Annotated in this window: 7 protein-coding genes; 4 read left to right on the top strand and 3 right to left on the bottom strand. The window is 59.8% G+C overall.

The annotated features are described in order from the left end of the window. The first annotated feature begins 114 nt into the window (after positions 1-114). Together PHI64_RS23695 and PHI64_RS23065 are read left to right on the top strand one after the other, a co-directional pair. On the top strand, positions 115-480 hold the full coding sequence (locus PHI64_RS23695) for an HAD-IA family hydrolase (protein ID WP_366945259.1): 366 nt from the start codon (positions 115-117) through the stop codon (positions 478-480). Positions 481-579: 99 nt separating this feature from the next. Then, positions 580-1,497, top strand: coding sequence for a hypothetical protein (locus tag PHI64_RS23065; protein WP_299888619.1), 918 nt, complete (start codon positions 580-582; stop codon positions 1,495-1,497). Here PHI64_RS23065 and cueR read toward each other — a convergent pair. Further along, positions 1,450-1,893 (bottom strand): Cu(I)-responsive transcriptional regulator, encoded by a 444-nt coding sequence (gene cueR / locus PHI64_RS23060; RefSeq protein ID WP_299888616.1) that lies wholly within the window; start codon positions 1,891-1,893, stop codon positions 1,450-1,452. The genes PHI64_RS23065 and cueR overlap by 48 nt on opposite strands. 12 nt (positions 1,894-1,905) lie before the next feature. Further along, positions 1,906-4,311, bottom strand: a complete 2,406-nt coding sequence (locus PHI64_RS23055; protein WP_299888613.1) for a heavy metal translocating P-type ATPase — start codon at positions 4,309-4,311, stop codon at positions 1,906-1,908. A 253-nt stretch (positions 4,312-4,564) separates the two neighbouring features. Here PHI64_RS23055 and PHI64_RS23050 point away from each other — a divergent pair, with 253 nt between their 5' ends. Continuing rightward, a complete protein-coding gene (locus tag PHI64_RS23050) occupies positions 4,565-4,939 on the top strand; it encodes a hypothetical protein (RefSeq protein WP_284188512.1) in 375 nt (124 codons plus the stop codon). Between the two features lie 214 nt (positions 4,940-5,153). Then, complete coding sequence (gene copK, locus PHI64_RS23045) at positions 5,154-5,441, top strand: periplasmic Cu(I)/Cu(II)-binding protein CopK (protein WP_148581811.1); 288 nt, start codon at positions 5,154-5,156, stop codon at positions 5,439-5,441. Between the two features lie 105 nt (positions 5,442-5,546). On the opposite strand, the gene PHI64_RS23040 is transcribed toward copK, so the two are convergent. Next, positions 5,547-6,604 (bottom strand): type II restriction endonuclease (locus tag PHI64_RS23040; RefSeq protein ID WP_299888602.1); only part of this gene is annotated, 1,058 nt, incomplete at its 5' end.

Here is a 6,604-nt window from a genome sequence, read left to right as displayed (position 1 = left end):
ACGCCGCTGCCGCTTGTTGTTGCTTGTCGTCGCGCTGCTCACTTCGCGTTCCTCCTGATTGAACAGAAGGAGGATTCTTCCGCGTGAGCCAGGGCGGGGGAAGAACGCCGCTCAGTGAGCGGTTACAGACAAGGGTTGCAACTCGGATTGTGTAGCAATCTGGCCGAACCGTACGCACCGCCTGTTTTGTCCCTTCTACCCTTTGAGTTCGATGCGTATGCATGGAGTTTCGAGGTGGGTGTTGTGAAGCCGGACCACCGGATCTACAGCACAGTTTGGCAGTCACTGGCGCTCAGTCCGGGCGAGGTGCTGATGGTCGGGGATACCTACGAGGCAGACTGCCTGGGGCCAAGGAGGGTTGGGATGCACGCAATCCACCTTGCTCGGAATCTGGCAAGCCCCGATCCCCGCTTTCTGCGGTCATTGTGCGACTTGCCTGCGTATTTGGCACTTCACGCTCCGCCATCCGTTCCGCAGTAGCCTTCGTCCCTCTCTTGGATCTTGAAACGATGCGCGAACACTCACCAGCGCTCCGGAATCCATTAGCATCGCGCCGCACTCAACGCTAAGGACGCATGGATGATCGGTATCGACAACAACACATGGTTAGTCTTCGAGGGGGTGAGCAACTATGGGCACGGGATCTGGCCGACTCCGATAATCTCGATTGCCACATTGATCACCTGCGACAGCGACTGGGGCACGCTCCCCGCTTCAGTCCGGCTGGACAATGCTCACCTGGTTTTTCGGGAGGATTCGTTCGATCCCGTCACTCGGGTACGTCGAGGTCGCCTGTACGAGTGGCGGGACGGAGCCCTGAACCAGACGTGGTACTTTCCTCCGCATCCGGCAGAGCCTCCAGATCGCAACAGCATGTCGATGGATGGCCGGCTGAGTCGAATGCTCTATACGTACCACCCCGCCCGAATTTTCGCCTCGGCGTTTCCAAACTCAGTACGTGCCCAGTTGGTACTTGGAACCCAGTCAGCCCCCACTGTCTGGCGGATTGTCTCCGTGGAAACAATCGCTTCAGGGGAAGAGCTGATCACGCTGCATGCCCGCTCCACCTTTGGTAGCCTGCCCGAGTTGATCAACGACCATATTCCCAAACAGGCAAGCCCAGACGTAACGACAATTCTGGACAAGGTTGCCGATGCAGCATTTCGTTCCAGTCCGGTCTCCTTGATCGATCTCTGTCGTGCCGCGACAACCACGGTCCTGGCGTACTGGCTCGAAGCATCTGGAGATGCCCCGAACAACGTCCACCATCTCGACCTGGGTGACTTGTTGAAAGCGTTCGAAAAACAGCAAGGCAACGGCAATACCCAGCCCCCGTCAGCAGCAGGTTCGGCCATCCGTCTGCTGCAGCGCTTTCACTCTCGCGGAAAACCCAACGAGCAAAAACGCTATAACACCCGGCCTCCCACGGAGGAGGATGCCCAGTTCGCCCTAAACGCCCTGGGCTTTCTGCTTCGAGAGCTGGGGTGGGCTCGATGATGCGGGCACGTGCCCGGCAAGCCCCTCAAGAATCGGACAGTCAGGGCGGTTATCTCCGCAACAACTCTCCGACAGGCTTACCAGTGCGTCGCGCATGGTGATGAGTGCCTGAATTCGTTTATCCAGATCGCTCAAGTGACTTTCCGCAAGCTGTTTCACCTCCGCACTGGAGCGCTCCCCGTCATACCAGAGCGACAGAAGCTGGCGAATCTGCTCCAGAGAGAACCCGAGATCGCGGGCGCTGCGAATGAACCTGAGCGTGTGCAGATCCCGTTCCTGATACTGGCGGTAGCCCGCCTCGGTCCGGGGGCTGTGGCCAATCAAGCCGATCTGCTCGTAGTGGCGGATCATCTTGGCTGAGACACCGCTGGCTTTGGCAACCGCTCCGATGTTCATGTCGCCTTCCTCTTATCCAAATGTGACAGGGCGCCAGCGCCGGAGCAGCAACGCGTTCGACACCACGCTGACGCTTGAGAATGCCATGGCAGCCCCTGCGATGACCGGGTTCAGGAGTCCCGCGGCCGCCAGGGGGATGCCCACGACGTTGTAGACACAGGCCCAGAACAGGTTCTGCCGCATTTTCGCGTAGGTCCGGCGGGAGATGTCGATTGTCGAAGCGACCAGAGCCAGATCGCCGCGCATCAAGGTCACCCCGGCCGCGTGCATGGCCACGTCCGTTCCGGTTCCCATGGCAATGCCAATGTCGGCGGCAGCTAATGCCGGGGCATCATTGATGCCATCGCCGACCATGGCAACGACGTGGCTCTCCCGTTTCAAGGTTTCGATCTCGGCTGCCTTGCCCTCCGGCAGCACTTCAGCCAGACACTGATCGATTCCAAGCTCGGTTGCCACACCATGCGCAGCCCCACGACTGTCGCCCGTAATCAGCACAGTCCTGATGCCCATCTGCTTGAGGCGATCGATACTTGCCCGCGCTTCTGGCTTCATCCGGTCGCCGAAGGCGATCAAGCCCAGCACGGCCTGAGCACCTTCCGATGCCAACCAGGATATGGTCCGCCCTTCGGCTTGGAGGCGCATTGCGGTGTCGGCAAGATGGTCCATTTTGAAACCGCGCTCATGCATCAATCGGGCATTACCAAGAACATAGTGTGTTCCATCAATTTCGCCGGCCAGCCCGCGTCCGGGTAAGGCCTGAACGAACCGGGCACTGACCGGGCTCAGTCCGGCGTCCTGGGCAGCCTTGCCCACGGATCGCGCCAAGGGATGCTCGCTACCCAACTGAAGACTGGCAGCGAGGCTGAGGAGCTGCTGAGTATCGCCGCCAACGGCTTCGAAGGCCACGACCTGGGGCTTGCCTTCCGTCAGGGTGCCGGTCTTGTCGAAGACGACGGCTGTCACCTTGTGCGCCACTTCCAGCGCCTCCGCATCCTTCACCAGAATGCCGTGTCGCGCGGCCACACCCGTTCCCGCCATGAGCGCAGTGGGGGTGGCAAGACCCAGCGCACACGGGCAGGCAATCACGAGCACCGCGACGGCGTTGATAATCGCTGTCTCGACATCGCTGCCGTACGCCCACCATCCGCCAAAGGTCAGCAGCGCGATGAGCATGACCACCGGGACAAACACCGCACTCACCCGGTCCACCAGGCGCTGAATGGGTGCCTTGGCCGACTGGGCACTCTCAACCAACCGGATGATCCGGGCCAAAGTGGTTTCCATACCAACAGCCGTTGTCTGCACCAGCAGCAAACCGTCAGCATTGATCGCACCGCCACTGACACGATCGCCAGGCTGCTTCGGAACCGGCAGGCTTTCACCGGTCAACATGGACTCGTCCAGGTGGCTGCACCCCTCCACAATCTGGCCATCCACTGCTACCCGCTCACCTGGCTTCACAACCACCACATCGCCCACGCGGACCGCATCGATGGCGATCTCCCGGTCACCGTCGCCAGTACGAATGCGGGCGACGGCAGGCTGCAGGGCCTGGAGCGCACGGATCGCTTCGGTGGTTTGCCGCTTGGCCCTGGTTTCAAGCCACTTGCCCAGCAGAACCAGCGTGATCACCACGGCTGAAGCTTCAAAATACAGGTGAGGCATCTCACCGCCTGTCGGCTTTGCCAGGAGATATACGCTGAGTCCGTAGGCCGCAGTCGTCCCCAGGGCCACGAGGAGATCCATATTCCCGCTACCGGCACGCAGAGCCTTCCAGCCTGCACGGTAGAAACGCAGCCCCAGCCAGAATTGAACAGGGGTCGCTAACAACAACTGCACCCAGCCGGGCAGCATCCAATGTGCACCGAAGAGATCAGCCAGCATCGGAATCACGAGCGGAAAGGACAGGGTCGCCGCAACTGCAACAGGCCACCATTCGGCACCCTGGCGGACTGATGCTGCTGCAGTTGGGGAGCCCTCCGTCAGCAATGCGGCATCGTAACCCGCCTTCCGGACAGCCTTGATCAGGGTCGAGGTAGGTACGCCACGGGTCAGCGTGACATGCACTTGTTCAGTTGCGAAGTTGACGGTGGCGCTCACGACACCGGGAACCCCGGCCAGAACCTTCTCCACTCGCGCGGCGCAACTGCTGCACGTCATCCCCGTGATCGCCAAAACCCAGCTTTCCTCAGGAACATGGAAACCCGCCTTCTCAATCGCCTGACGCACAGCCGTCAGGTCAACGACCGAATCGGACTCCAGCAACGCCGATTCGGTGGGGAAACTGACGGTGGCCTTGGAAATGCCGGGCAGGCGAGCCAGCAGCTTTTCTACGCGGGCAGCGCAACTGCTGCAGGTCATGCCCTCAATGCCGATCGACAGCGCCTGACCTGACAATGTGGTGATGGACGAACCCATGATGCAACTCCTGTTGAGGTGACAGGAGCAGGCTAGACCTTGCCATCATGGGAAGGTCAACGGTGCCGGAGCGCATTTTTTCACTTTGCAATTGGGACAACGGTGGAGCGATCCCCCTCAGGGAATCTGGATGAAGCTCCTGTTCCTGACACGAAGGTGACGCAATTGTCACCCCCATGTTCGGGTCTCGTAAGGGTCGGTAGCGCATGCTTCAACTGCAGGCTCACTCATGACCGAACCAAAGGAGAAAATCATGAAACTCATTTCCACCGTATTTGCTGCGCTGCTGCTCGCTGCCGGCGCTGCCCATGCTGACCTTAACGACAAGGACAATCACGTTGAAGGCGTTGGCGGACACACCCTCAACGAACTGCAAAAGCAAGGCAAGCCCACCGCTGCCGACGTAAAGAAGGAACGCGATCTGCAGAAGAACTGGGATCGGGAGAAGGACAACCACATGGAGGGGGTTGGCGGTCATGCCCTCCATGAAGCCAAGAAGATGCCGCCGGCAACAAAGGAAAGCCAGGCCAAAAAGCGCGAAGCCGAAAAGACCTTGGATCGGGGTAAGGACAACCACGAAGAAGGTGTGGGTGGACACGGCCTCTACGAAGCGACCAAGGGCAAGTAGTCCCGACGGGACTCACTTGTCGATCCGACGCGACCGCACTCAAGCCTTGGCACTCAGTTGAGGGCCAGCAGCTATGTTTCATCCAGCAACAAGGCGGCCCAACAACATAACAAGCCGCTGACAAAACTGTCATCGGACGGTTTGGCTCCCGTAAGGAGCCATCGTCCATCATACAAGTGCAGGATCACCTGCACACAGCCTGAAGGAGAGAGAAATGCTGAAGAAAATGCTGGTCGTGGTCGCGCTGAGCATCATAGGTACAACGGGCGCATTCGCTTCTGATGAGGCGCGGGCGGCAGCGAAAGAGGTCATCGAGCTGAAAGATGGCTCGACGGTCTATATCTTCAAGGACGGAAAAATGGCCATGGAAGACAAGTACGGCCGGGCGACTCGCATGAAGAAAGAAACCGTCATGGAAGCCAAGGATGGCCGGAAGATCATCATGCATGGCGATGAGGTCATGCGGCTTGACTCGCTACTACGACATGGTGACGGTAGCTAGTAGTCCCGTAAGTACATGAGTTACAGGGGAGCCCTCAATGCACCCTGAGGCAGCTTGGGGGCTCACGAGATTCATTGTCGATGGCGACTAGTCTCAAAATGCACATCAGAACATTCTGGCGATGGCTTCCACAGGCTTGATGCCAACTCCGAACCGGGCGATGGCTTCCCGGTGTTGGCGTAGCTCTCCGTACGGTAGGTAGCGGATGTTGAGTTCCCGAACCTGCGAGAACGCGGGTCGCTGCACCTGCTGCCGGACATCGGCTTCTCGCTCATCCGGGGCGACGAGGAACAGATGATGGCGCTGGGCTGCACCACCAGACAAGGCCAGATCCAGCAGCCGAACGATGCCGGAGTAGATTGAGGTCGTATGTTCGACCTCGAACGCTGCCACCACTGCGCCAGACTCTCGTTCCAGCCAGATCACATCGATGAGCCGCACCGCGTCAGCCCCTTCATTTTGCAAAGCCGGGGGTAAGACTGTGAGACACCCGTCGGCGAGACGCCCTCCGCCATAGGGCCGACTCTGATCGTTGCTGGCAATCCACACCGAGAACCCCAGGGCCAGCCCCAGGTCTCTCAGCCACCCTTGCACTTCGGTGTGCCCTTCGTCGGAGACCCGATTCTTGTCGAGTTGCTTGGCAAAGGTGGCGGTTTCCTCCCGGACTGCGGCCAGATCCTTGGCCCAGGCATCGGTCGCCTTGGCATCCCCCTCGGCGGGTGGCAAAGGGTAGCGCTCCATGCCCAGGTCGAACATGAGCCCGGCGACCGCGCCCAGATCATTGGACAGTAGATCCCGGTGGCGCTGGTTGAACTCGATGAGCCCCTGCCGCATCGCAAGGTAATGATCCCAACGCCCGAGCTTGACCGCAGCGCCGGTCAGCGCGTTGTAGCCTTTGACGATCGCCGTATTGAACGGGACGATGATCGTGGGGTGAATGAAGTAAAGCAGGTTGGCCGCGGCAGGGCCGAGGCCTTTGATGCCCTTGGCTTCGAGCGTGCGGATCGCCTGGAGCACGTCGGCCTCCTTGGTGCAACAATCGCACGCATGCAGCAACCGTCCAAAGGCACGTTGATTGTCCCTGTCTTCGTAGATATCCGGAATCCTCAGTTTAGGCTTCCACAGGAACGCATGGTCGGCCCCCTTGAAGATCTGACGCTGCT

Origin of the sequence: Zoogloea sp. (assembly GCF_028689785.1) — a bacterium.
Taxonomy (GTDB): Bacteria; Pseudomonadota; Gammaproteobacteria; order Burkholderiales; family Rhodocyclaceae; genus Zoogloea.
Note: the sequence above shows the minus strand (reverse complement) of the source record. Positions and strands in the feature narration are given on the sequence as shown.